The sequence below is a fragment of the Streptomyces melanosporofaciens genome (assembly GCF_900105695.1).
In the GTDB taxonomy this organism is placed as follows: Bacteria; Actinomycetota; Actinomycetes; order Streptomycetales; family Streptomycetaceae; genus Streptomyces; species Streptomyces antimycoticus.
The window spans coordinates 476,300-500,427 of record NZ_FNST01000002.1 but is presented as its reverse complement, the minus strand read 5'-3'; the positions used below and the strand labels follow the sequence as shown (position 1 = coordinate 500,427).

Below are 24,128 nucleotides of genomic sequence, written 5' to 3'. Positions count from 1 at the left end.
GAGCCGGTCGGGAGGAAGTCATGGTGGGCGACGGAGGACGGGCCCCGAGCGGTCCGCGCGAACTGGGGCGCTCGGGGGTGCGCGTACCACCCCTGGGCCTGGGCTGCGCGCCGCTGGGCAATCTCTACGAGGCCGTGCCGGAGGAGCGCGCGCGGGACACCGTAAGGGCGGCGTTCGAGACCGGCCTCACCTATATGGACACCGCGCCGCACTACGGCGTGGGTCTCTCCGAGGAGCGGCTGGGGCGGGTGCTGGCCGGTCGCGAGCGCGCCTCGTACACCCTCTCCACCAAGGTGGGGCGGCGGCTGCGGCCGCGCGCCCCCGGGGAGCCCGTCCAGGCGGACGGGTTCGCCGACACCCCCGACCGGGTCCGGGAGTGGGACTTCACCCGGGACGGCATCCGCGCCACCCTCGAGTCCTCCCTGGAGCGGCTCGGGGTCGACGCCCTGGACATCGTCTACGTTCACGATCCGGAAGACCACATCCGTGAGGTCTATGAGACGGGCTTCGCGGCGCTGGCCGAGCTGAAGCAGGAGAAGCTCGTCCGCGCCATCGGCTTCGGCATGAACCACAGCGACCTCCTCGCCCGGTTCGTCGCCGACTTCGATGTGGACGTGGTGCTGTGCGCCGGGCGCTGGACGCTGCTGGACCGCACCGCCCACGACGATCTGCTGCCGGTGTGCGAGCGGCGCGGCACCTCCGTGGTGGTCGGCGGGGTCTACAACTCCGGGCTGCTCGCCGACCCCGCCCCCGGGGCCCGCTACGACTACCGGCAGGCGCCGCCCGAGCTCCTGGCGCGGGCCCAGCGGCTGGCCGAGGTGTGCGCCGAGTACCAGGTGCCGCTGCGGGCCGCCGCGCTGCGCTTTCCCTTCGGCCATCCCGCGGTGGCCGCGGCCGTGGTCGGCTGCGCCACCCCGGCCGAAGTCCGGGACAACGCCGAGCTGTTCACCCACGACATCCCCGATGAGCTGTGGCAGGCTCTGGTGGCGCGCGGGCTGCTCGACGAGGACATCCCGCTGCCGGTCCCGACCCCGAGGAGTGACCTTGCCTCGCCGTATCGACGCCCACCACCATCTGTGGGACCTGACCCGCCGTGAGCAGCCCTGGATGGACGGCCCGTGGGCCGAGCCCATCCGCCGCACCTTCACCCCGGACGACCTCGCCCCGCATCTGGACGCCCATGGGATCGGCGCCACCGTCGTCGTCCAGTCCAGCTCCTCCGTCGAGGAGACCCGGGAACTCCTGGCCCTGGCCGGCGGGTCGGACCGGATCGCGGGCGTCGTCGGCTGGGCCGACCTCACCGATCCCGGGGTGGGCGAGGTGCTCGCGGAGCTGGCCGCCGGACCCGGCGGCGACCGGCTGGTGGGCCTGCGCCACCAGGTGCAGGACGAGCCGGATCCGCGCTGGCTGGACCGTGAGGACGCCCGCCGGGGGCTCGCCGCCGTGGCCGACGCGGGGCTGGTCTACGACCTGCTGGTCACCCCGCGCGAGCTTCCCGCGGCCATCGACGCCGTCCGCGAGCTGCCGCAGGTGCGCTTCGTTCTCGACCACGCGGCCAAGCCGCCCGTGGCGAGCGGTGAGCGCGACCTCTGGGCCCGGCAGCTCACCTCGCTCGCGGCTGTGCCCAACGTCGACTGCAAGCTGTCCGGACTGGTCACCGAGGCCGACTGGGACGGCTGGAAGCCGGAGCAGGTGCTGCCGTACGCGCAGCACGTCCTGGACGCCTTCGGGCCCGGCCGGGTGCTCTTCGGCTCCGACTGGCCGGTGTGCGTCCTGGCCGCGACCTACGACGAGGTGGTGTCCCTCGCGGAGCGGGCCACCCTGCCGCTCGGCGAGGACGAGCGCGCCGCCGTCTTCGGCGGCAACGCGGCCCGCGCCTACGGCCTCCGGCCGTAAGGCGCGCGCCGCCCGCCGGGGCTCACAGCGTGGAGCGCAGCCACTGCTCCACGCTCGCGATGTGCACCGTCGCCCAGGACCGCGCCGCCTCCGCGTCGCGGTCCCGCAGCGCGGAGAGGATCGCCCGGTGCTCATGGAGGGTGCGGCTGACCGCGTCCTCCTGGGTCAGCCCGCGCCACACCCGGGCCCGGGTGGTGGGCCCGGAGAGCCCGTCGAGCAGTGAGCACAGCACCGAGTTGCCCGAGCACTGGACGATGCCGCGGTGGAATTCCAGGTCGCAGGCGACCAGTTCCTCCACCGAGGGCTCCTGCCCGAGCGCGTCCAGCTGCGCCTGGAGCCGGTCCAGCTCGGCCTCGCTGATCCGGGTGGAGGCCAGCGCCGTGGCCGCGGGCTCCAGGATCCGCCGTACGGCCAGGAACTCCAGTACGGTGTCATCGCGGTGGAAGTCCACGACGAAGCTCAGCGCCTCCAGCAGCAACTGGGGGTCGAGGCTGGTCACATAGGTGCCGTCGCCCTGGCGTACGTCGAGGATCCGGATCAGCGACAGGGCCCGTACGGCCTCGCGCAGCGAGTTGCGGGACAGCCCGAGATCGGCGGCCAGCTCACTCTCCTTGGGGAGCCGGTCACCGGGCCGCAGCGCGCCCGAGACGATCATGCCCTTGATTTTCTCGATCGCCTCGTCGGTGACCGCCATGGTGGACCTCCCCGGAGCCAAACATCCGATGTATCAGGGGTCCATTATGACTTATGGCGCGCGCGAAACCGGCGGCGTCTGCCGGGGACGCCGCCGGTCTGCTGTGACCTGCTGCCGGGAGGGCCCGAAGACGGGCTCAGAGCCGGTTCATCGGAGGGCTCAGAAGGTGAACGGCCCCGGGTTCTGAGGCGAGGTGGCGGTGCAGTTCACCGTGATCAGGCCGAAGATGACCAGCTTGAGCGACTTGGCCTCCAGGACGTCGCCCGCGGCCACCGTGCCCTTGAGCGGGCCGGTGGTCACATCGGAGCCGGTCGGGATCGCCGGGTTGGCGTTGCCGGTGAAGGTGGCGGTCCCGGAGCCGTTCTTCGACAGCGTCAGCGTCGAGCTCACCGAGCCCGCCGGAACGTCGATCGGAGCCTTGATCGCTCCCGAGGACAGGGTGATGGTCGCGGCCGTCCCGCTCTGCGTGGCCGTGAGGGTGGCCAGGCCCGACCCGTAGGTCCCGCAGTCGGCGGTCAGGGTCGCGGTCGTGGGGTCGACCGCGGACGCGGTCGGCGCCAGCGCCAGCGCGCCGGCGGCCAGTGCTGCTGTTCCCATTGCCGTGCTGATCCCGAGCTTGAAGCGTCTCATGGGACTGCCTTCCGGAGTGGGGGAGTGCGCTGATGTGTGGGGGTTCCCGCCCGTCATCCACGGGCGATGTCATTGATGCGCGCACCGCCGAAGAAGGCAAGAGCGATTCAGCAGATTTTTAACGCGCGAGTAAGTCCGCGGCCCCCGCAGAGGATCACCGCCAACTTCCTTAAAGGCGGCGGAACTTGGGGAAGCCTCAGGTCAGCTCCGCGGCCTGCTGCGCGCCGCCCCGGCGCAGCACCGGGGCGATCCGGCCGGGGCCCGAACCGAGTCCGGGCGGCCGGGTGAGAAGACGTTTCCTCTCACCCGGCCGCCCGGACCTGGGAAGGCGGCCCCGCGGGGGTCAGGGTCGCTTGGCCAGCAGATCCTCGACCCGGCTCCGGATGTCCTCGGAGTCCAGGCCGCGGATGGTCAGGGTGGTGCGGCGGCGCAGTACGTCGTCCGCCGTGCGCGCCCACTCGTAGTCCCGGGCGTAGACGACCTGCGCCCAGATCTCCGGGGCGTCCGGGTGGATCCGCTCGGCGAGCGCCGCGTCGCCGCTGGCCAGGCGGGCGATGTCGAAGGAGAGCGAGCCGTAGTGGGTCGCCAGGTGGCGGGCGGTGTCGGCGGCCATGCGCGGGCCGGGGGTGCCGCCGTCCACCAGCAGCCGGTGCTCGACGGCGTGCGGATTGGCCAGGCCCGGCAGCGGCATGTGCTTGGGCAGCAGCTTGACCGGCTCCATGTCGTCGGCGAGCGGGCGGCCCGGGAGCTGGGCCAGCTTGTGCATCACGGTGCGGCCGATGTGGCGGAAGGTGGTCCACTTGCCGCCGGCTATGGAGAGCATCCCGCCCCTGCCCTCGGTGACCACGGTCTCGCGCTTGGCCTTGGCGGTGTCGCCGGGGCCGCCGGGCAGCACCCTGAGCCCCGCGAAGGAGTAGGTGATCAGGTCGCGGGAGAGCTGCTGGTCGCGGATGGAGAAGGCCGCCTCGTCCAGGATCTGGGTGATGTCCGCCTCGTTGACCGCGACATCGGCCGGGTCGCCCTCGAACTCCTCGTCCGTGGTGCCCAGCAGCAGCATGTCCTCCCAGGGGAGGGCGAAGGTGATGCGGTACTTGTCGATCGGGGTCGCCAGCGCGGCCCGCCAGGGGGAGGTGCGCTTGAGGACCAGATGCGCGCCCTTGGACAGCCGGATCGACGGCTCCGCGTTCGGGTCCTCCATCCGGCGCAGATGGTCCACCCACGGGCCGGTGGCGTTGAGCACCAGACGGGCGTTGACCCCGAATTCGGTGCCGTCGGTGCGGTCCTTGAGCTCGGCGCCGGTGACCCGGCCGTCGCTCTTGCGCAGGTCCACGACCTCGGCGTGGTTGAGGACGGTGGCGCCCGCCTCCACGGCCGCCCGGACCGTCATCAGGGCCATGCGGCTGTCGTTCATCTGGCCGTCGCCGTAGACCGCGACCGCCTTGAGGTTCTCGGTGCGCAATTCCGGGACGTCGCGCGCGGCCCGCTCGGCGCCGATCACATGGCCGACGCCGTCGCGGAACGCGGAGAGCGCCGAGTAGGCGAAGACACCCGCGCCCAGCTTGGTCGCGCCGTGCGGGCCGCCCTTGTAGACCGGCAGGTAGAAGGTGAGCGGGTTGGCCAGGTGCGGGGCGACGGTACGGGAGACCGCGCGCCGCTCGAAGTGGTTCTCGGCGACCAGCTTGACCGCGCCGGTCTGGAGATAGCGCAGGCCGCCGTGGAGCAGCTTGGAGGAGGCGGAGGAGGTGGCGCCGGCGAAGTCACCGGCGTCCACCATCGCCACCCGCAGCCCGGACTGCGCGGCATGCCAGGCAGTGGTGATGCCCAGAATGCCGCCGCCGATCACCAGGAGGTCGTACGTCGCCTTGGAAAGCTGTTCCCGGGTTTCGGCTCGGCTCGGGTTCGAACCGGCAGCCGGGTGCGTTCCGAGGGACGGAACGCTCTGCAGGGTGGTCATTGATTACTCCTCGTCTTCGATCCAGCCCATGGTCCGCTGCACGGCCTTGAGCCAGTTCTTGTACTCGCGGTCGCGGACGTCCGCGTCCATTCGGGGGGTCCATTCGGCCGCCCGGCGCCAGTTGGCACGCAGGGCGTCGGTGTCCGGCCAGAAGCCGACGGCCAGACCGGCGGCGTAGGCCGCGCCGAGGCAGGTGGTCTCGGCGACCATCGGGCGCACCACGGGTGCGTCCAGGGCGTCGGAGAGGGTCTGCATCAAAAGGTTGTTGGAGGTCATGCCGCCGTCGACCTTGAGCGCGGTGAGCTCGACCCCGGAGTCCTTGGTCATCGCGTCGACGATCTCGCGGGTCTGCCACGCGGTGGCCTCGAGTACGGCGCGCGCGATGTGCGCCTTGGTGACATAGCGGGTCAGGCCCGCGATCACGCCACGCGCGTCGTCCCGCCAGTACGGGGCGAACAGGCCCGAGAAGGCGGGCACGAAGTACGCGCCGCCGTTGTCCTCGACGGAGCTGGCGAGGGTCTCGATCTCGGCGGCGCTGTTGATCAGGCCCATCTGGTCCCGCATCCACTGCACCAGCGAACCGGTGACCGCGATCGAGCCCTCCAGGGCGTAGACCGGCTTCTCGTCGCCGATCCGGTAGCCGACGGTGGTCAGCAGCCCGTTGTAGGAGTTGACCGGCTTCTCGCCGGTGTTCATCAGCAGGAAGGTGCCGGTGCCGTAGGTCGACTTGGCCTCGCCCTCGGCGTAGCAGGTCTGGCCGAACAGGGCCGCCTGCTGGTCGCCGAGCGCCGAGGCGACCGGCACGCCCGCCAGGATGCCCTCGGCCGTGTGGCCGTAGACCTCGGCGGAGGAGCGTATCTGCGGCAGCACGGCGGCCGGGATGTCCATCGACGTGAGGATCTTCTCGTCCCAGTCGAGGGTGTGGAGGTTCATCAGGAGGGTGCGGGAGGCGTTGGTGACGTCGGTGACGTGCACACCGCCGTTGACGCCGCCGGTCAGGTTCCAGATGACCCAGGAGTCCATGGTGCCGAAGAGGATGTCGCCCGCCTCGGCCCGCTCGCGCAGCCCCTCGACGTTGTCGAGCAGCCAGCGGATCTTGGGGCCGGCGAAGTAGGAGGCCAGCGGGAGGCCGGTCTCGCGGCGGAAGCGGTCCTGGCCGACGTTGCGGCCGAGCTCGCGACAGAGGGCGTCGGTGCGGGTGTCCTGCCAGACGATGGCGTTGTGCACCGGCTCACCGGTCTTGCGGTCCCACAGCAGGGTGGTCTCGCGCTGGTTGGTGATGCCGATCGCCTTGACGTCGATGGCGGTGATGCCGGCCTTGCTGATGGCGCCGGCGACGACCTCCTTGACGTTCTCCCAGATCTCGGTGGCGTTGTGCTCCACCCAGCCGGGCTTGGGGAAGATCTGCTCGTGTTCCTTCTGGTCCACCGAGACGATGCGGCCGTCGCGGTCGAAGACGATGCAGCGGCTGGAGGTGGTGCCCTGGTCGATGGCCGCGATGAACGGGCCCTGGCCGTGGGACGAGGCGCTCGTGGTGTGGGTGTCGGTCATGATCTGCTGCTCTCCTGCGGGTGGTGGGGTGGGCTAGGCGAAGGCGATCTCGTAGATCCCGCCGGCGATGGCGCCGCCGATGAGCGGGCCGACGACCGGGATCCAGGCATAGCCCCAGTCCGAGCCGCCCTTGTTGGGCAGCGGCAGGAGGGCGTGGGCGATACGGGGGCCGAGGTCACGCGCCGGGTTGATGGCGTAACCGGTCGGGCCGCCGAGCGAGAGGCCGATGCCGACCACCACGAAGGCGGTGATCATGACGCCGATGACGCCCAGGCCCTTGCCGTCGCCGTTGAGCCCCTGGGTGAGGATGGCGAGCACCAGCACGGCCGTGGCGATGATCTCGGTGGCCAGGTTCTGGGCGACGTTCCGGATCTCGGGGCCGGTGGAGAAGACGCCCAGCACCGGGCCGGCGTCGGTGGCCTGCTGCTTGTCCGCCGCAACCGTGTCCTGGGCGCCCGGGCCGCCGACGATCTGGCGGTCGGTGAGATGGGCGTGGAAGTGGCCGAGGTAGGCGAGCCACACCAGCGCCGCGCCGATCACCGCGCCGAGCATCTGGCCGAGGAAGTAGACCGGCACATCGCTCCACTCGATGCCGCCCTTGATGGCGAGGCCGAGCGTCACCGCCGGGTTGAGATGGGCCCCCGAGAGAGGCGCCGAGATATACGCGCCGGTGAGTACGGCGAAGCCCCACCCGAGGGTGATGGCGACCCACCCCGCCTCGAACGCCTTGGATCGCTTCAAGATCACGCCGGCGACGACACCGCAGCCGAGCAGAATGAGTACGGCGGTACCGATGGTCTCGCCGATGAAGATGTCGGAGCTGGACACCCGCGACTCCTTTGTCCTTCGTCCAGGGGAAGGCGAACCCCCGGGTTCTCACCGGTGGTCCGCGCCCTCGTGGGAGGGCGTTGGTCGGCCCGCGGCGAGTCCACCATAGCGAATATTGTCGTCAGGTGTTCGACAATGCCGACCGATGAACGGCAGTTTTCTTCACAGCGAAGACCCCGTCAAGGGCCGTGTGAAGGAAAAATCGCGCGTATGTGAAACCGTGATGAAGCAGGTCATGCCGGGATATGGGGGCAGATCCGCGCGGGTTGCCACGATTCAGAAACGGAGCGCACCCAGGTCCCGGGAGACGGCGCGGGCGCAGTCCCGTACGGCGGCCACGAGCTCCGAGCGCAGCTCCCCGTCGTCGCACACCCGCTCGACCGCGCCCGTGATCCCCACCGCGCCCACCGGCAGCCGGCGCCGGTCGTGGATGGGCGCCGCGACCGACGCCACGCCCTCCCAGGTCTCCTCCACATCGGAGGCCCAGCCGCGCGCCCGGATCAGGTTCAGCACGCCCTCGAACTCCCGCTCCCCGGTCACCGTGCGGGGCGTGAACGCCTTACGGTCGGCCTCGGTCACCTCGCTGTGGGCGACCGGGTCGTACGCGGACAGGACCTTGCCCAGGGCCGAGGAGTGCAGCGGGTGCATCGCGCCGACCTCCAGCACCTGGCGGCTGTCGTCCGGCCGGAAGACATGGTGGACGATCAGCACGCCCTGCTGGTGCACCACGCCCAGGTACACGCTCTCGCCGCTGGAACGGGCCAGGTCGTCCGTCCAGACCAGGGCGCGGGCGCGCAGCTCGTGCACGTCCAGATAGCTGTTGCCCAGGCGCAGCAGCTCCGCGCCGAGCTGATAGCGGCCGGATGCCTCGTCCTGCTCGACGAAGCCCTCCTGCTGCAGCGTGCGCAGTATGCCGTGCGCGGTGCCCTTGGCCAGCCCCAGAGTGGAGGCGATGTCGGACAGTCCCAGACGTCGCTCACCACCGGCGAGCAGGCGTAGCATCGCGGCGGCGCGCTCCAACGACTGGATGTTCCGGGCCATCGCCAACCTCCTGACTGCGGTTCGACAATGCTGAACACTATCGGTCCATGTCGACCCCGCGGTACCGCGAGGCCATCTGTCGACGATCAAGGGCCCGCCGAGGGCCGGCCGCCCGCTCCCATCCCGGCTGATGGAACGACCATCGTGAAATGACCACTGGCAGCTACCCTGGCGTGGTGCGCCGTCCCCGGGGAGGGCGCAAAGCCGACAGCCGTCGCACTCCAGGGAGCACATCCATGGCCTCGCATACGCCATCGCCCACATCCGCCGCCCGAGCCGAAGCGCTCCGCGAAGCACTGGCCACCCGCGTGGTGGTCGCCGACGGCGCGATGGGGACGATGCTCCAGGCGCAGGACCCCAGTCTCGACGACTTCCAGCAGCTCGAGGGCTGCAACGAGATCCTCAACATCACCCGCCCGGACATCGTCCGGGCGGTCCACGCGGAGTACTACGCCGCCGGGGTGGACTGCGTCGAGACCAACACCTTCGGCGCCAACCACGCGGCGCTCGGTGAGTACGACATCCCCGAACGCGTCCACGAGCTCTCCGAGGCCGGCGCCCGGATCGCCCGCGAGGTCGCCGACGAGTTCGCCGCCGACGGACGCCAGCGCTGGGTGCTGGGCTCCATGGGCCCCGGCACCAAGCTGCCCACCCTCGGCCACGCGCCCTACGTCACCCTCCGCGACGCCTACCAGGCCAATGCCGAAGGCATGATCGCCGGTGGTGCGGACGCCCTCCTGGTGGAGACCACCCAGGACCTGCTGCAGACCAAGGCCGCGATCCTCGGCGCCCGCCGCGCCCTGGACGCCACCGGCGCCAACCTCCCCGTGATCTGCTCGGTCACCGTCGAGACCACCGGCACCATGCTGCTCGGCTCCGAGATCGGCGCGGCGCTCACCGCCCTCGAGCCGCTCGGCATCGACATGATCGGCCTCAACTGCGCCACCGGCCCCGCCGAGATGAGCGAGCATCTGCGCCATCTCGCCCGCCACTCCCGCATCCCGCTGTCCTGTATGCCCAACGCCGGCCTTCCGGTGCTGGGCAAGGACGGCGCCCACTACCCGCTCACCCCGGGCGAGCTGGCCGACGCCCAGGAGACCTTCGTCCGCGAGTACGGGCTCTCCCTGGTCGGCGGCTGCTGCGGCACCACGCCCGAGCATCTGCGCCAGGTCGTCGAGCGGGTCCGCGATCTGACCCCCACCGAGCGCTCCCCGCGCCCCGAGCCCGGCGCCGCCTCGCTCTACCAGACGGTGCCGTTCCGCCAGGACACCTCGTATCTGGCGATCGGCGAGCGCACCAACGCCAACGGCTCCAAGAAGTTCCGCGAGGCCATGCTCGAGGCCCGCTGGGACGACTGTGTGGAGATCGCCCGGGAGCAGATCCGCGAGGGCGCCCATCTGCTCGACCTGTGCGTGGACTACGTCGGCCGGGACGGCGTCGCGGACATGGAGGAGCTGGCCGGGCGGTTCGCCACCGCCTCCACCCTCCCCATCGTCCTGGACTCCACCGAGGTCGACGTCATCCGGGCCGGGCTGGAGAAGCTCGGCGGACGCGCGGTCATCAACTCCGTCAACTACGAGGACGGGGACGGCCCCGAGTCGCGGTTCGCCAAGGTCACCCGGCTCGCCCAGGAGCACGGCGCGGCCCTGATCGCGCTGACCATCGACGAGGAGGGCCAGGCCCGCACGCCGGAGCACAAGGTGGCGATCGCCGAGCGGCTGATCGCCGACCTGACCGGCAACTGGGGCATCCACGAGTCGGACATCCTCATCGACACCCTGACCTTCACCATCTGCACCGGTCAGGAGGAGTCCCGTAAGGACGGCATCGCCACCATCGAGGCGATCCGCGAGCTCAAGCGGCGCCACCCGGACGTCCAGACCACACTGGGCCTGTCGAACATCTCCTTCGGCCTCAACCCGGCCGCCCGCATCGTGCTCAACTCCGTCTTCCTCGACGAATGCGTCAAGGCGGGCCTGGACTCGGCGATCGTGCACGCCTCCAAGATCCTGCCGATCGCGCGGTTCGAGGAGGAGCAGGTCAAGACCGCCCTGGACCTGATCTACGACCGCCGCGCCGAGGGCTATGACCCGCTGCAGAAGCTGATGGGGCTCTTCGAGGGCGCCACCGCCAAGTCCCTCAAGGCGGGCAAGGCCGAGGAACTGGCCGCGCTGCCCCTGGACGAGCGCCTCAAGCGGCGCATCATCGACGGTGAGCGCAACGGCCTGGAGGCCGACCTCGACGAGGCGCTCCAGGAGCGCCCCGCCCTCGAGATCGTCAACGAGACGCTGCTGGACGGCATGAAGGTGGTCGGCGAGCTCTTCGGCTCCGGCCAGATGCAGCTTCCGTTCGTGCTCCAGTCCGCCGAGGTCATGAAGACCGCGGTGGCGCATCTGGAGCCGCACATGGAGAAGTCCGACGACGAGGGCAAGGGCACCATCGTGCTCGCCACCGTCCGCGGCGACGTCCATGACATCGGTAAGAACCTCGTGGACATCATCCTGTCCAACAACGGCTACAACGTGGTCAACCTGGGCATCAAGCAGCCGGTCTCGGCGATCCTGGAGGCCGCCGAGGAGCACCGCGCCGATGTGATCGGCATGTCCGGGCTGCTGGTGAAGTCCACGGTGATCATGAAGGAGAACCTGGAGGAGCTCAACCAGCGCAAGCTGGCCGCCCGGTTCCCCGTCATCCTCGGCGGCGCCGCCCTCACCCGCGCCTACGTCGAGCAGGATCTGCACGAGATCTACGAGGGCGAGGTGCGCTACGCCCGCGACGCCTTCGAGGGCCTGCGCCTCATGGACGCCCTGATCGCCGTCAAGCGCGGGGTGCCCGGCGCGGCGCTCCCCGAGCTCCGGCAGCGCCGCGTCCCCCAGCGCGCCGCCCAGGTGCGGGAGCCGGAGCCGGACGAGGGCCCGGCGCGCTCGGACGTGGCCACCGACAACCCCCTGCCCACCCCGCCCTTCTGGGGCACCCGCGTCGTCAAGGGCATCCAGCAGGCCGATTACGCCTCCTGGCTGGACGAGGGCGCGCTGTTCAAGGGCCAGTGGGGGCTCAAGCAGGCCCGCACCGGCGACGGGCCCGGCTACGAGGAGCTGGTGGAGAGCGAGGGGCGGCCCCGGCTGCGCGGCTGGCTGGACCGGCTGCACACCGGGAACCTGCTGGAGGCGGCCGTCGTCTACGGCTACTTCCCGTGCGTCTCCAAGGGCGACGACCTGGTCCTGCTGAACGAGGACGGCAGCGAGCGGACCCGCTTCACCTTCCCGCGCCAGCGCCGCGGCCGCAGGCTGTGTCTGGCCGACTTCTTCCGGCCCGAGGAGTCCGGTGAGACCGATGTCGTCGGGCTGCAGGTGGTGACCGTCGGCTCGAAGATCGGCGAGGCCACCGCCGAGCTGTTCGCCGCCGACTCCTACCGCGACTATCTGGAGCTGCACGGCCTGTCCGTCCAGCTCGCGGAGGCGCTGGCCGAGTACTGGCACGCCCGGGTCCGTGGCGAGCTGGGCTTCGCCGGTGAGGACCCGAGCGAGATGGAGGAGATGTTCGCGCTGAAGTACCGCGGCGCTCGCTTCTCGCTGGGTTACGGCGCCTGCCCCGACCTGGAGGACCGTGCGAAGATCGCCGATCTGCTGCGGCCCGAGCGGATCGGCGTGAAGCTCTCGGAGGAGTTCCAGCTCCACCCCGAGCAGTCCACGGACGCCATCGTGATCCACCACCCGGAGGCCAAGTACTTCAACGCGCGGTAGTCCCGCGGCGGCGGTTCGTGACCGCCTTACGGTGCTCACGAGGCGCGTCGGCGCGACGCGACGTAGACTGGTCGATCCGGTAGAGGCCGGTCGCCTTCCCGTCAGTGGAAGGGGGCCGGCCTTCGTGCCCCTTATCCGGAGGTGTTTGGATGACCAGCAGCATCCCCGCCGTCGATACCCGTACGGCCGAAGGCTCGGCACTGCAAGCCGTTCTGCTCGACATGGACGGCACCCTGGTCGACACCGAGGGCATCTGGTGGGATGCGGAGGTCGCCATCTTCGCCGAGCTCGGTCATGCCCTCGCCGAGGAGTACCGCCACGTCGTCGTCGGCGGCCCGATGTCGCGCAGCGCCCAGTTCCTGATCGAGGCCACCGGCGCCGAGATCGCCCTCGCCGAGCTCACCGGCCTGCTCAACAGCCGCTTCACCGAGCTGATCGACGGCAGTGTGCCGATGCTGCCCGGCGCCCGCCGGCTGCTCACCGAGCTGGCCGCGCAGTCCATCCCCACCGCCCTGGTCTCCGCCTCCCACCGGCGGGTGATGGACCGGGTCCTGCGCTCGCTCGGCCCGGAGCACTTCACCCTGACGGTTGCGGGCGACGAGGTCGAGCGGACCAAGCCGCATCCGGACCCGTATCTGTTCGCCGCGGCCGGACTGGCCGCCGAGCCGGGGCGGTGCGTGGTCATCGAGGACACCGACACGGGCGTACGGGCCGCGGAGGCGGCCGGGTGCCGGGTGGTCGCGGTGCCGTCCGTGGTGCCGATCGAGCCCGCCGCGGGGCGTACGGTCGTCGGTTCGCTCGAAGAAGTCGATCTTTCATTTCTGCGTACTCTGGTCACTGCAATGCACTGAACGCGCACCGAGCGTATTTCTGTAAATTGCAAACTGAATAGCGCGGGCGCACTTTTCACGTTCCGTTGGCGACAATGGAACGTGATGTTTATCACTGTCCAGGCGGTGAACGGGTGGGACGGTTGTCTGTCGCGCGTCCTGTCTGGTGCGATTTGGGTGAACCCACATGTCCGGATTGGTGGCATGCCGTATGAATCGTGGCAGCGTCCGGATATCGGTCAATGGCCGCTCGTTATCGGGGCGTGATATCGCCTCAACTTCGTTGTGTCTGAGCATGGTCGGCGCCGCGGACTAATCTCGTCGCGAGTAGTTGATCGATGGCAGGGAGACTCCCGACAATGACGCGCAAGTCGCTGGTGCTGCCGGCTGTGGCCGGCCTCCTGATCTCCACGCTCGCCGCGTGCGGTGGTACCGACGGCTCGGGCTCGGACGGTAAGGCGATCGTCCTGGGCAGCACGGACCGCATCGAGGCGTCGAAGGAGGCGCCCGCTCCGCTGGACCCGGCCCTGGCCTACGACTTCGCCTCCTGGAGCGTGCTGCACAACGCCTTCCAGACGCTGATGAGACTGCCCCGGTCGGGAACCGAGCCGATACCCGACGCCGCCGAGAAGTGCGGCTTCCAGGACCGGCAGAGCGAGCAGTACCGCTGCACGCTGCGCAGCGGTCTGAAGTTCTCCAACGGTCACGACCTGACCTCCGAGGACGTCAAGTTCTCCCTCGAGCGCGTGCTGCGCATCGACGACCCCAACGGCACCAAGTCGCTGCTGTCCAACGTGGACAAGATCGAAACCCCCAGCGACCGCGAGATCGTCATCCATCTCTCGCAGCCGGACGCGACCTTCCCGTCCAAGCTCACCACCCCGGCCGCCGTGATCCTGGACAGCGAGGTCTACAAGCCCGACGCGCTGCGCAACGGGTTCGAGATGACGGGCTCGGGCCCGTACACCGCGAAGACCGAGGTGCGCGACAACCGGCTGGTCAAGGTCGTCTTCACCAAGAACAGCAACTACAAGGGCGATGTCGAGCTGAAGGCCGACAAGGCGGAGATGCGTTTCTACGACTCCGCCGCGACCATGGAGAAGGCGCTGGTCAAGGGCGACCTCGACGTGGTCCACCGCGGCTTCTCGCCCGATCAGATCGACAAGCTCAACAAGGGCGACATCAAGGGCGTCCGGCTCTTCGAGTCCTCCGGGCAGGGCATCCGCTATCTGGTCTTCAACACCTCGGACCCGGCGGTCAAGAACAAGGCGGTCCGGCAGGCCATCGCCCATCTCGTGGACCGTCAGGCGCTGGTGCGCGATGTGTACAAGCGGACCGCCGAGCCGCTCTACTCGATGATCCCCACCAGCATCTCCTCGCATATCAACTCGTTCCACAACGAGTACGGCGACCCGGACCCCGCGGCCGCCAAGAGCGTGCTGCGCGACGCCGGTATCAGCACCCCGGTGAAGCTGACGCTGACCTACACCACCGACCACTACGGTCCGGAGACGGCCGGGGAGTTCAAGGAGCTGAAGAAGCAGCTCAACGCCAGCGGGCTCTTCTCCGTCACGATCAAGGGCTACCCGTGGCGGGACTTCCGCCCCGCGCTCATCAAGCGCCAGTTCTCCGCCTCCGGGATGGGCTGGCTGCCCGACTTCCCGGACCCCGACAGCTACACCGCGCCGTTCCTCACCACGGACAACTTCCTCAACTCGCCCTACCGCAACAGCACCATCCAGGACGAGCTGATCCCCAAGACCCGGCAGGAGGCCCAGCGCAGCCTCGCCGACAAGGACTTCCAGTCGATCCAGAACGCCGTCGCCGGCGACGTGCCCTATCTCCCGCTGTGGCAGGGCAACACCTATGTGGCCGCCCGCGAGAACGTCATCGGCGCGGAGTACGCCTTCGACTCCTCGACCATGCTGCAGCTGTGGGAGCTCGGCAAGGGCGACTGAGAACGACCCACGGGGGTCAGGCACGAAACGACGAATGTGTGAGGAAGACCGTTGAGGAAACGTGATCAGTGGCTGGCAGCTCCCCTCGGCGCGGGACTGGCCGCCGCCCTGCTCACCGGATGCGGCAGTGAGAACGGGGACGCGGCGGGCGGCGGCGAGCACGTGGTCATGGGGATGTCGGACGAGGTGCTCGCCACCGACCCGGCATCCGGCTACGACCCGGGCTCCTGGCTGCTGTTCAACAACGTCTTCCAGTCCCTGCTGAGCTTCCCGAAGGGCAGCACCACACCGCAGCCTGAGGCGGCGGAGAAGTGCTCCTTCAAGGACAACGCCAGCCGGGTCTACTCCTGCACGCTGCAGAACGACCTGAAGTTCTCCAACGGTCACGACCTGACCTCCGAGGACGTCAAGTTCTCCTTCGAGCGCACCAAGCGGATCAATGACGCCAACGGTCCGGCGCTGATGCTCAGCTCCATCGGGAGCATCGACACCCCGGACAAGCGGACCGTCGTCTTCCATCTGAAGGGCTCCGACGCGACCTTCCCGCAGAAGATCGCCTCCGGCGCCGGGTCCATCGTCGACCACCGGGAATACCCCGCCGACAAGCTGCGCACGGACCACAAGGCGGTCGGCTCCGGCGTCTACAAGCTGGACTCCTTCACCAAGGACGAGGCCGACTTCTCCGTCAACGACGGCTACCAGGGCCCCGCCCGGCCGAAGAACTCCGGACTGAATCTGAAGTTCTTCCACGGCGGGCAGGCGCGGCTGAAGTCCGCCGTGCAGAAGGGCGATGTGGACCTCGCCTACCGCGGCCTGGCCATGCGCGACCTCGCCGACCTCCAGGCGCAGAGCCTCGGCGGCGGCAAGAGCCTGAACGTGGTCGAGGGCACGGGCGCCGAGGTCCAGCACCTGGTCTTCAACATGAAGGACCCGGTGGCGGGCAAGCTCGGCGTGCGCAAGGCCATGGCGTACCTCATCGACCGCTCCACCCTGGTGCGGGACGTCTACAAGCGCACCGCCGAACCGCTGTACTCGGTGGTCCCGGCCGGGATCACCGGCCACAACACCGCCTTCTACGATAAGTACGGCGACCGCCCGCAGCCCGAGAAGGCCAAGCAGGCGCTGCGGGACGAGGGCATCTCCGGCAAGGTCAAGCTGACGCTGTGGGGCACCCCGATCCGCTACGGCCCCGGCACCGTCCCGGGCCTGCGCCAGATCGCCCGGCAGCTCAACGCCAGCGGGCTGTTCGACGTCGATGTGAAGAGCGCGGACGTCGCGGCCTACGAGAAGGGTGTCGCCGGCGGGAAGTACGGCGTCTATGTGAAGGGCTGGGTGCCCGACTACCCGGACCCGGACAACTTCGTCGCCCCGTTCTTCGGCGCCGGCAACGTCCTGGCCAACCACTACACCTCGCCGCGGCTGTCCGCGCAGCTCATCCCGGCCACCGCCGAGCAGCCCAGCCGCGAGGCCACGGTCGGCGACTTCCAGCGGATCCAGGACATCGTCGCCGACGAGGTGCCGATGCTCCCACTGTGGCAGGGCAAGCAGTACGCGGTGGCCCAGGACGACATCTCCGGGCTGCAGTGGACCCTCGACTCCTCGACGGTCTTCCGCTTCTGGGAGATCGGCAAGTCGTCCGACAGCTGACGGGGACGGCGTCTTTACGGCGGTACGGCGGGAGGCCCGGGGCGCGCGCCCCGGGCCTCCCGCCGTACCGCCACCGTCCCGGGGGCCGCTACTGCGCGCCGGGGCGGACCAGGCCGCTCTCGTAGGCGTAGACGGCGGCCTGGACCCGGTCGCGCAGCCCCAGCTTGGTCAGCACATGGCCCACATGTGTCTTGACCGTGGTCTCGCTGACGAACAGATCCGCGGCGATCTCCGCGTTGGACAGCCCCCGTGCCACCAGCTTCAGCACCTCGACCTCGCGCTCGGTGAGGGTGTGCAAGGTGTCCGGCACCGGCTCCTCGCCCGACGGCAGATGCCCGGCGTACTTGTCGAGCAGCCTGCGGGTGATGCTGGGCGCCAGCATCGCCTCGCCCGCCGCCACCACGCGGATGGCCTGCACCAGCTCGGTGGCGGGCGCGTCCTTCAGCAGAAAGCCGCTGGCCCCGGCGCGCAGCGCCTCCACCACGTACTCGTCCAGGTCGAAGGTGGTCAGCACCAGCACCTTGGCCGGGCCGTCCCGCCCCGGGCCGGTGATCTGGCGGGTCGCCTCCACGCCGTCCATCCGCGGCATCCGGATGTCCATCAGGACCACATCGGGCTGCAGCGCCCGCACCTGGTCGAGGGCCTGCAGACCGTCCCCTGCCTCGCCGACGACCGCCAGATCCTGCTCCGCCTCGAGGATCATCCGGAAGCCGGTGCGCAGCAGCGGTTGGTCATCGACCAGTAGGACGCGGATCGCCACGGGAACTCCTTCGCTAGACCGCGTCCATTCTGCCCGCCCGTCACCCACCACCACCCTCAGGGGGCGCTACGCGGCACCGCCTTCTTGCCCGTCACCCACCACCACCCTCAGGGGGCGCTACGCGGACCCTCGATTCTGGGGCGGCACGACCGCCATTGGATACGGCGGCGGCGTGCCCCCGAACTCCGGACAGTGCGCCTGGTGGTCGCACCAGCCGCACAGCCTGGTCTGGCGGGGGACGAACGCACCGGTCTCCGTGGCCAGCCGGATCGCCTCCCACAGGGCCAGCACCTTGCGCTCCACCGCCAGCAGATCCCGCTCGTCCGGGTCGTACGTCAGCACATCGCCGCTGCCCAGATAGACCAGCTGCAGCCGCCGCGGGATGACCCCGCGCAGCCGCCACAGCACCAGCGCGTAGAACTTCATCTGGAACAGGGCCTCGCCCGCGTACTGCGGCGCGGGGGCCTTGCCCGTCTTGTAGTCCACGATCCGCACATCACCCGTGGGAGCGATGTCGATCCGGTCGATGATGCCGCGCAGCCGCAGCCCGGACTCGAGCTCCGTCTCCACGAACAGCTCCCGCTCCGCGGGCTCCAGACGGGTCGGATCCTCCAGCGAGAACCACTGGTCCACCAGCGTCTGAGCCCCCGTCAGCCACTCGGCCAGCCGGTCCGGCGCCGGAGCGCCGTCCTCCTCCTGGAACAGCTCCGCCAGCTCCGGCTTGGCCGCCAGCAGCCGATCCCACTCGCCCGGCACCATCGCCCGGGCCCGCGGCGAGGTGCGCTCGGCGGCCGGGGCGTCGAAGAGCCGCTCCAGCACCGCGTGGACCACCGTGCCGCGGGTGGCCGCCGCGCTGGGCTTCTCCGGCAATTTGTCGATCACTCGGAAGCGGTACAGCAGCGGGCACCGCATGAAATCGGCCGCCCGTGACGGTGACAACGAGGCGGCGGGGCGGGACTTCGGCGGCCCGTCCGACGGTTCGGCCTTCCCGGTGGTGGTTCCCGTGGTGGTTCCCATGGCGAAGACCCTACGACCCGCCACTGACAGCCGGACGCATACCATCGACGTCCGAGCCCCTCGCACTGCATGATCGTGGGGACCGTATCAAAAGAGGGGTGCGACCGAGCATCCGACGAGGGGACACCGTGGACAACAGCGGGCAGCGGCAGTCCGACAACGGGGAATCGGACCGCACGACCGAGCCCGAGGGCGGCAAACAGCCGCGCCCACGCGAGGCGGGCGGCGGCATTCTCATGGGCCGCCCGTTCGGCGTGCCGGTGTATGTCTCGCCCAGCTGGTTCCTGGTCGCCGCCCTCATCACCTGGGTCTTCGGCGGTCAGCTCGACCGGGTGCTGCCCGAGCTCGGCGCCGCCCGCTATCTGGTCTCGCTCTTCTTCGCGGTGGCCTTCTACGCCTCGGTGCTGGTGCATGAGCTCGCCCACACCGTGGCCGCGCTCCGCTTCAAGCTGCCGGTGCGCCGGATCCAGCTGCAGTTCTTCGGCGGTGTCTCGGAGATCGAGAAGGAGACCGAGACCCCCGGCCGGGAGTTCGTGCTCGCCTTCGTCGGCCCGCTGCTCTCCCTGGTCCTCTCGGGCGTGTTCTACCTGGGCATGATGGTCGTGGAGCCCGGCACGGTGCCCGGGGTGCTGCTCGCCGGGCTGATGATCTCCAACCTGATCGTGGCCGCGTTCAACCTGCTGCCCGGGCTGCCGCTGGACGGCGGGCGGATGCTGCGCGCCGTGGTCTGGAAGATCAGCGGCAGGCCCATGACCGGCACCGTCGCCGCCGCCTGGAGCGGCCGCGCGCTCGCCGTCGCGGTGCTCGTCGGACTGCCGCTGCTCACCCAGGCGGGCGGGCTCGGCGAGGAGCCCGAGAGCTTCGGCAGCGTCGACTCGCTCACCGACGCGCTGCTGGCCGCCATACTCGCCGCGATCATCTGGACCGGCGCGGGCAACAGCCTGCGGATGGCCCGGCTGCGGGAGCGGCTGCCGGACCTGCGCGCTCGTACGCTCACCCGGCGCGCCGTCCCCGTGGCGGCCGACACCCCGCTCTCCGAGGCACTGCGCCGGGCGAACGAGGCCGGGGCCCGCGCCCTGGTCGTGGTGGACGGCCATGGCACCCCGACCGCCGTGGTGCGCGAGGCCGCCATCGTGGGCATCCCCGAGCACCGCCGCCCCTGGGTCGCGGTCAGCGGTCTCGCCCAGGATCTCAAGGACGGTATGCGGGTCTCCGCGGAGCTCACCGGCGAGGAGCTGCTGGACACCCTGCGGGCCACCCCAGCCACCGAGTACCTGGTGGTGGAGGAGAGCGGCGAGATCTACGGGGTGCTCTCCACGGCGGATGTCGAGCGCGCCTTCGTGGCGGCCATGGCCAGGACGCCCGCGGGCCCCTCCTGAGGCCCCGGTGTGGTCCGGGCAGGGTGAAGTGCCCGGTAGGCTGTTCACATGTCCGAACCGACCGGTGCCGCCCGCCGTCGCGGGCCCTTCCAGGTCGGGGACCAGGTCCAGCTCACCGACCCCAAGGGACGCCACTACACCTTCACGCTCGAGGCCGGGAAGAACTTCCACACCCACAAGGGATCCTTCCCCCATGACGAGCTGATCGGTGCCCCTGAGGGAACCGTCGTGCGTACCACGGGAAACGTCGCGTATCTCGCGCTGCGCCCCCTGCTCCCCGACTATGTCCTGTCCATGCCACGCGGTGCCGCCGTGGTCTACCCCAAGGACGCGGGGCAGATCCTGGCGATGGCCGATATCTTCCCCGGCGCACGTGTCGTCGAGGCGGGCGTCGGCTCCGGCTCGCTCTCCATGTTTCTGCTGCGGGCCATCGGCGACCAGGGCATGCTGCACTCCTACGAGCGCCGGGCCGACTTCGCCGAGATCGCCGCCCAGAACGTCGAGCGCTACTTCGGCGCCCCGCACCCCGCCTGGCGGCTCACCGTCGGCGACCTCCAGGACAACCTCAGCGACACCGAGGTCGACCGCGTGATCCTGGACATGCTCGCCCCCTGGGAGTGCCTGGAGCCGGTGTCCAAGGCGCTCGTCCCCGGCGGCATCCTGTGCGCGTACGTCGCCACCACCACCCAGCTCGCCCGCACCGTGGAGTGCATCCGCGAGCACGGCACCTTCAACGAGCCGTCGGCCTGGGAAACCATGGTCCGCACCTGGCACGTCGAGGGCCTGGCCGTACGGCCCGACCACCGCATGATCGGCCACACCGGCTTCCTGCTCACCGCCCGTCGGCTCGCGGACGGTGTGGAGCCCCCGATGCGCCGCCGCAGGCCCGCCAAGGGTGCCTACGGCGAGGACTACGTGGGCTGGGGCACCGCGAAGGACACCGGCGCCGCGGACTCCTCAGGAGGCGGCCGGAGCGCTTCCGGCGGCCAGGACACCCCGTCCGGCGACGCCTGAGAGCCGCCTGACGGACACCGGTGCCACAACGGCACGGCGCGGCCACCGAATTCCCCGTGTGCGGGCGGTGGCCGCGCCCCTGTGAGATGTGGCACGATGCGGGGCATCTCCCGCCTCAGCCCTTACATGGAGTCATCCCGCGTGCAGCCTCTGGGCCCGGATCTCGCGCACACCCATCCCCGTCCGGTGCACTGGGTCGCGACCGCGGCCGCCGTGGCCGCCGTCATCGCCGGGGGGTCGTTCTTCCAGCCCTCCGACGCGAAGGCCACCACGTCCACCGCCGCCTCCGCCCCGCGTGCCGGGGGGCTTCCCGCGGCCAAGGCCCCCGATCCCCGCGCCGCGGACTATCCGATGGACTGCGGACGGGCCGAGCCCGACGTCATCGACCGGGCCTCGGCGGACCTGGACGGCGACGGGCGGCCGGAGACCGCGGTCGTGGTGCGCTGCCGGACGGCGTTCGGCACCCCGCCCAGTGGCGTGTATGTGCTTTCCCAGCCGGCCCGCGCGGGTGCCGCGCCCCGCGTGGTGGCCACCTTCGTGGACCCGAAGGAAGGGATGAGCATCAGCGATTTCGCGGTGCGCGGGAAGACGGTTTCGGCCACCTTGCTCGGATACTCGTCGGCCAAGGTGCCGCGGTGCTGTCCGGATCAGCAGCGCAAGGTCAACTGGCAGTGGCGGGACGGCAGGTTCGTTCTGAAGGCGCTGCCGGCTCCGGGGAGTGTGTGAGCGGTCGCTCGCGGAATGTCACCCCGCGTCGGGGCCGTAGACCTCGACCCGGTCCGTGACGCGGCGTACATGGATGCAGTCGCCGGGGCACTCCTTGGCCGAATCCTTGACCTCGGTGAGCAGGGTCAGGGGCACCGGAGTGGTGGCACCCTTCTCCTGTAGCAGCTCATCGTCGGCGCTCTTGACGTAGGCTAGACCGTCGATGTCGAGTTCGAAGACCTCGGGAGCGTACTGGGCGCAGATCCCGTCGCCGGTGCACAGGTCCTGGTCAATCCACACTTCAAGATCGCCGAGCTCCTCGTTCCGCACGGTGTGCCCCCTGCTGTTCCTTCGATACGCCATTCAACAGTGTCTAAATATCGCCAGCCCTGACGGGTGTTGACCGTGTCGACGATACAACCGGTCGCTTTCCGATGTTGTTGGGTGGGTATTCGGCTGGTGTGAGGGAGTGCGCAAGGGTGAAGATCGGACACACGCCGACCGGGTTTGTGATCTAGGGGTTTCAACCCGCACCGGCCCAGGTAGGGTCAGGAAGCGTCCAGCTCCCCTTGGAGGAGGTGAGGACCGTGGCAGCCCACGACGACGACATCAACCGCGGCATCCGGCCGGGGCGGGGGTCTGACGACCCTGCCGGCCAGGTTGCCTATCTCGAGCAGGAAATCGCCGTCCTGCGCCGCAAGCTCGCCGACTCTCCGCGTCATACGAGGATTCTCGAAGAGCGGATCGTCGAGCTGCAGACCAATCTGGCGGGAGTCTCCGCACAGAACGAGCGGCTCGCAAACACACTCCGTGAGGCCCGCGACCAGATCGTGGCCCTCAAGGAGGAGGTCGACCGGCTTGCCCAGCCGCCGGCCGGTTTCGGAGCCTTTCTGCAGGCGAACGAGGACGGTACGGCCGACATCTTTACCGGGGGCCGTAAACTCCGGGTGAATGTCAGCCCAAGCGTCGAGCTCGACGACCTCAGGCGCGGCCAGGAGGTCATGCTCAACGAGGCGCTCAATGTGGTCGAGGCCATGGAGTTCGAGCGCGCCGGGGACATCGTCACCCTCAAGGAAGTCCTTGAGGACGGCGAGCGCGCCCTGGTGATCGGGCACACCGACGAGGAGCGGGTGGTGCGGCTGGCAGAGCCGCTGCTGCACACCACCATCCGCCCCGGTGACGCCCTGCTGCTCGAGTCCCGGTCCGGCTATGTCTACGAGGTCGTTCCGAAGAGCGAGGTCGAGGAGCTCGTCCTCGAAGAGGTTCCGGACATCGACTACAACAAGATCGGCGGTCTGGGAAACCAGATCGAGCTGATCCGCGACGCGGTCGAGCTCCCCTACCTCTACCCCGACCTCTTCAAGGAGCACGAACTGCGGCCGCCCAAGGGTGTGCTGCTGTACGGCCCGCCCGGCTGCGGCAAGACGCTGATCGCCAAGGCCGTGGCCAACTCCCTTGCCAAGAAGGTCGCCGAGGTGACCGGCAAGCCCGCGGGGAAGAGCTTCTTCCTCAACATCAAGGGTCCCGAGCTGCTCAACAAGTACGTCGGTGAGACGGAGCGGCACATCCGGCTGGTCTTCCAGCGGGCTCGGGAGAAGGCCAGCGAGGGCACGCCCGTCATCGTCTTCTTCGACGAGATGGACTCCCTCTTCCGCACCCGTGGCTCCGGGGTCAGCTCGGACGTGGAGAACACCATCGTCCCCCAGCTGCTCTCCGAGATCGACGGCGTGGAGGGCCTGGAGAACGTGATCGTGATCGGTGCCTCCAACCGCGAGGACATGATCGACCCCGCGATCCTGCGCCCCGGCCGTCTCGATGTGAAGATCAAGATCGAGCGTCCGGACGCCGAGGCCGCCAAGGACATCTTCTCGAAGTACCTCACGGAGTCCCTGCCGATCCACACGGACGACCTCACCGAGCACGGCCAGTCGCCCAAGGCCGCGATCGGCGGGATGATCCAGTCGGTGGTCGAGCAGATGTACACCGAGTCCGAGGAGAACCGCTTCCTGGAGGTCACCTACGCCAATGGCGACAAGGAAGTCCTCTACTTCAAGGACTTCAACTCCGGCGCCATGATCCAGAACATTGTGGACCGCGCCAAGAAGATGGCGATCAAGGACTTCCTGGACCACAACCAGAAGGGCCTTCGCGTCTCCCATCTGCTCGCCGCCTGCGTGGACGAGTTCAAGGAGAACGAGGACCTGCCGAACACCACGAACCCGGACGACTGGGCCCGGATCTCCGGCAAGAAGGGCGAGCGGATCGTCTACATCCGCACCCTGGTCACCGGAAAGCAGGGCGCGGACACGGGACGCTCCATCGACACGGTGGCGAACACCGGTCAGTACCTGTAACACCGCAGTCCGGCTGCGGATGTCCTGGACGGGGCATCCGCAGCCGGATGCGCTTTTCGGACCGCATTCTTCGTATGAGTCCTACGAGCCCGACCGGAGCAATGACTGAAATGATCTCCGCAGCACC

General features: G+C 69.6%; 19 protein-coding genes. 10 read left to right on the top strand and 9 right to left on the bottom strand.

Translation table 11 applies throughout. The annotated features are described in order from the left end of the window. Positions 1–20 precede the first annotated feature (20 nt). Together BLV72_RS04885 and BLV72_RS04880 are read left to right on the top strand one after the other, a co-directional pair. Entirely contained in the window at positions 21–1,097 is a 1,077-nt protein-coding gene (locus BLV72_RS04885) for an aldo/keto reductase (RefSeq protein WP_093460523.1), read from the top strand. Next, the gene (locus BLV72_RS04880; RefSeq protein ID WP_093460522.1) at positions 1,045–1,896 is read left to right on the top strand and encodes an amidohydrolase family protein; all 852 of its coding nucleotides are present in this window, start codon (positions 1,045–1,047) and stop codon (positions 1,894–1,896) included. Before BLV72_RS04885 ends, BLV72_RS04880 begins: the two co-directional genes overlap by 53 nt. Positions 1,897–1,918: 22 nt before the next feature. Here BLV72_RS04880 and BLV72_RS04875 read toward each other — a convergent pair whose 3' ends face one another. The 6 genes from BLV72_RS04875 to BLV72_RS04850 all read right to left on the bottom strand — a co-directional run bounded on the left by BLV72_RS04875 (position 1,919) and on the right by BLV72_RS04850 (position 8,594). Continuing rightward, on the bottom strand, positions 1,919–2,590 hold the full coding sequence (locus tag BLV72_RS04875) for a FadR/GntR family transcriptional regulator (RefSeq protein WP_093460521.1): 672 nt from the start codon (positions 2,588–2,590) through the stop codon (positions 1,919–1,921). Positions 2,591–2,749: 159 nt separating this feature from the next. Further along, complete coding sequence (locus tag BLV72_RS04870) at positions 2,750–3,220, bottom strand: hypothetical protein (protein ID WP_059148619.1); 471 nt, start codon at positions 3,218–3,220, stop codon at positions 2,750–2,752. 343 nt (positions 3,221–3,563) lie between these two features. Then, positions 3,564–5,174 carry a glycerol-3-phosphate dehydrogenase/oxidase gene (locus BLV72_RS04865; protein ID WP_093460520.1) on the bottom strand — a complete coding sequence of 537 codons (1,611 nt, stop codon included), beginning with the start codon at positions 5,172–5,174 and terminating at the stop codon, positions 3,564–3,566. A gap of 3 nt (positions 5,175–5,177) precedes the next feature. After that, positions 5,178–6,725, bottom strand: coding sequence for a glycerol kinase GlpK (gene glpK, locus BLV72_RS04860; protein ID WP_093460518.1), 1,548 nt, complete (start codon positions 6,723–6,725; stop codon positions 5,178–5,180). A gap of 33 nt (positions 6,726–6,758) precedes the next feature. Beyond that, the gene (locus BLV72_RS04855) at positions 6,759–7,553 is read right to left on the bottom strand and encodes an MIP/aquaporin family protein (RefSeq protein WP_093460517.1); all 795 of its coding nucleotides are present in this window, start codon (positions 7,551–7,553) and stop codon (positions 6,759–6,761) included. Positions 7,554–7,829: 276 nt separating this feature from the next. Next, positions 7,830–8,594: an IclR family transcriptional regulator gene (locus BLV72_RS04850; protein ID WP_093460515.1), complete on the bottom strand. Its 765-nt coding sequence runs from the start codon at positions 8,592–8,594 to the stop codon at positions 7,830–7,832. Positions 8,595–8,830: 236 nt separating this feature from the next. On the opposite strand from BLV72_RS04850, the gene metH reads away from it, so the two are divergent. The 4 genes from metH (at position 8,831) to BLV72_RS04830 (ending at position 16,772) form a co-directional block, all read left to right on the top strand. Next, complete coding sequence (gene metH / locus BLV72_RS04845; RefSeq protein ID WP_093460514.1) at positions 8,831–12,337, top strand: methionine synthase; 3,507 nt, start codon at positions 8,831–8,833, stop codon at positions 12,335–12,337. Between the two features lie 149 nt (positions 12,338–12,486). Beyond that, on the top strand, positions 12,487–13,188 hold the full coding sequence (locus BLV72_RS04840; RefSeq protein ID WP_093460512.1) for an HAD family hydrolase: 702 nt from the start codon (positions 12,487–12,489) through the stop codon (positions 13,186–13,188). A 338-nt stretch (positions 13,189–13,526) separates the two neighbouring features. After that, complete coding sequence (locus tag BLV72_RS04835) at positions 13,527–15,125, top strand: ABC transporter substrate-binding protein (protein ID WP_093460511.1); 1,599 nt, start codon at positions 13,527–13,529, stop codon at positions 15,123–15,125. Positions 15,126–15,176: 51 nt separating this feature from the next. Next, complete coding sequence (locus BLV72_RS04830) at positions 15,177–16,772, top strand: ABC transporter substrate-binding protein (RefSeq protein ID WP_093460509.1); 1,596 nt, start codon at positions 15,177–15,179, stop codon at positions 16,770–16,772. 88 nt (positions 16,773–16,860) lie between these two features. Here the strand turns inward: BLV72_RS04830 and BLV72_RS04825 are convergent, their stop codons facing one another. Beyond that, complete coding sequence (locus BLV72_RS04825) at positions 16,861–17,532, bottom strand: response regulator (RefSeq protein WP_009719179.1); 672 nt, start codon at positions 17,530–17,532, stop codon at positions 16,861–16,863. 117 nt (positions 17,533–17,649) lie between these two features. Next, positions 17,650–18,594: a RecB family exonuclease gene (locus BLV72_RS04820; RefSeq protein ID WP_093460508.1), complete on the bottom strand. Its 945-nt coding sequence runs from the start codon at positions 18,592–18,594 to the stop codon at positions 17,650–17,652. An 83-nt stretch (positions 18,595–18,677) separates the two neighbouring features. Between BLV72_RS04820 and BLV72_RS04815 the strand changes: the two genes are divergently transcribed. The 3 genes from BLV72_RS04815 (at position 18,678) to BLV72_RS04805 (ending at position 21,668) form a co-directional block, all read left to right on the top strand. Next, positions 18,678–19,928: a site-2 protease family protein gene (locus BLV72_RS04815; RefSeq protein ID WP_059148611.1), complete on the top strand. Its 1,251-nt coding sequence runs from the start codon at positions 18,678–18,680 to the stop codon at positions 19,926–19,928. A 48-nt stretch (positions 19,929–19,976) separates the two neighbouring features. Then, entirely contained in the window at positions 19,977–20,942 is a 966-nt protein-coding gene (locus tag BLV72_RS04810; RefSeq protein WP_093460506.1) for a tRNA (adenine-N1)-methyltransferase, read from the top strand. 96 nt (positions 20,943–21,038) lie between these two features. Next, positions 21,039–21,668: a hypothetical protein gene (locus tag BLV72_RS04805; protein WP_208905542.1), complete on the top strand. Its 630-nt coding sequence runs from the start codon at positions 21,039–21,041 to the stop codon at positions 21,666–21,668. Positions 21,669–21,686: 18 nt separating this feature from the next. On the opposite strand, the gene BLV72_RS04800 is transcribed toward BLV72_RS04805, so the two are convergent. Next, positions 21,687–22,010, bottom strand: a complete 324-nt coding sequence (locus tag BLV72_RS04800) for a ferredoxin (RefSeq protein ID WP_167746319.1) — start codon at positions 22,008–22,010, stop codon at positions 21,687–21,689. Between the two features lie 224 nt (positions 22,011–22,234). Between BLV72_RS04800 and arc the strand changes: the two genes are divergently transcribed. Continuing rightward, a complete protein-coding gene (gene arc / locus BLV72_RS04795) occupies positions 22,235–24,001 on the top strand; it encodes a proteasome ATPase (RefSeq protein WP_093460502.1) in 1,767 nt (588 codons plus the stop codon). Positions 24,002–24,128 lie beyond the last annotated feature (127 nt).